At 63.5% G+C, this 1,925-nt stretch carries 1 protein-coding gene; it reads right to left on the minus strand.

The features are described from left to right. Nucleotides 1-1,925, minus strand: a 1,925-nt coding sequence (locus tag AC097L_RS23420; RefSeq protein WP_479589141.1) for an ATP-binding protein, incomplete at both ends; no start/stop codon positions are given.

Here is a 1,925-nt window from a genome sequence, read left to right on the forward strand (position 1 = left end):
TTCTCGTTCAGCAGGGCCTTGAACTTGCCCTCGAAGCGCGGCAGGTCGTCGGCGGCCAGTTGCTGGAGCAGCGCACGGTACTCGCCCGCCGAGGCCACGGACACGTCAATCTCTTGCGTCTCCAGCTCGTATTTGGAATTGAAGGCCCGCATCACGGCAATGATTTTTTCCAACAGGCGGCTGGCTCGCGCGGCTTCGGCATCGATAGACTTTTGCAGCGCATCACGCAGTTCGCGTTCACGGGCATCGCAGGTTTCGATCGTCAGCGGCTGAGCGGCCATATGCTCGGCTTGCAAGGCCACTAGCTGGGCCGAAATGGTGGGTTCGATATCGCCCACCAAAGCTTCGGTCTGGCGGCGCAATTCTTGGGCGGTGCTGCTGCGGTCCTCGGTCTTGGCGCGCTTGTCGCGTTGCGCAGCCCATTTTTCTTCGGTATCGGCCAACTGACCTTCCAGCTCCGCCAGGCGCTGGGCCAGGCTTTGCAGCAGGTCAGAAGAAGACTGCAGGCGCTTCAACTCGTCTTGCAGCCGCGCCACCTCCAGCGCCAGGCTAGGCCAGTCCAGCTCGCTGAAGTCGCGAAACTCCACCAGCTTGTCTAGCACGCTGAAGCGCTCCTGCAACGCCTTTTGCGCCTGCTGCAGCTCGGCTATTTGCGCGCCGATGCGGCCCAGCGTGCCCTCCAAGACGCGGGACTTGCTTTGCAACGCAGCCAGCTTGGCAGTGTTGCTCCAGCCCAGCACGTAGCGGCTGCGGTCGTCGATACGGTGGCGGTCGTCCTTCTCGTGCCGCTCGCCGCCCTTGGTCTGGCCGGCCCGGGTGATGGCCTTGGGCTCGCGGCGAAACTGCTCCTGGCTGGTGCAGCAGACGACGTTGAAGCGCTGCCACACCGCTTGTTCGACCCAGGCATACAACGGCGAATCGGGCTTGATGGTGATCTTGCGCGGCAGGGCATCGGCGTGCAGTGCAGGCGGATCGGCGGGTTTGGCAGGCCGCACGCTAAAGTAAACCAGCCGGCCTTGCAGGTGGGTCTGGTCCACCCATTCGGCGACGCGGGCGTACTGCGCCTCGGGCACCAGCAGCGACAGGCCAAAGTTGTGCATCAGCCGCTCGATGGCACCCTCCCAGTCGCGCTCGCTGTCGCGCACCTCGATCAGTTCGCCAGCGAAAGGCATGCTCTCTTCGGCATAGCCCAGGGCCTGGCACAGCGCGGCGCGGATAGCGATTTGCTGGGTGTCGATATTGCTGCGGCGGCTCTTCAAGCTGAAGATGTCGGCGCTGAGGGCTTGGTGCTCCTGCTTGCCCAGGCTGAACGTGGCACTGTGCTCGATCCACTCGTTTTGCAAACCGGTGCTGCGGTCTTTTTCCGCCTCTTGCAGTTGCACACAGCTTTGTTGCTGGGCCAGCAGGTCTTCGGCACTGGCGACCTGCAGCAGGCCGAGTTGTTTGCGCAACGCGTCAAAGCGGGCGGCATTGGCTTGGCGGCGCTTGATTTCCAGCTGCTTGCGGGCGATATCGTCGCCCATCTGCGCAATGCGGTTGCCGCCGCTTTCGGCAATGGCCTGGCGCAACGCGCGTTCCTGGATCTGCTGCTCGGCCCTGGAAGTCTCCAGCTTTTCGACCTTGGCGTTTTCGCTGGCAAATGTTTCCGCCAGGGTTTGCAAACGCGTGTCGAGCAGGCCCAACTTGGCGGCGGCAAAGTGCGGTCGCAGCGCATCGCGGCAGGCGCGCAGGCTGTCACTGCTGGCCAGCGATTCCGAGTGCCTATCGCAATCGGCCACCAACGGAGTCAACAACGCTACCTGCTCCTTGGCTTTGAGCACGGCGGCGTGGGCCCGGCTGAGGTCGTCAAAGTGGGCAATCAGGCCCTGGATGCGGGGTGCCACGTCAAAGGGCTCCAGCATGTGGTGGCGCACAAAGTCGGTCAG

It is taken from the genome of Rhodoferax sp. RT5P35, from assembly GCF_056521385.1.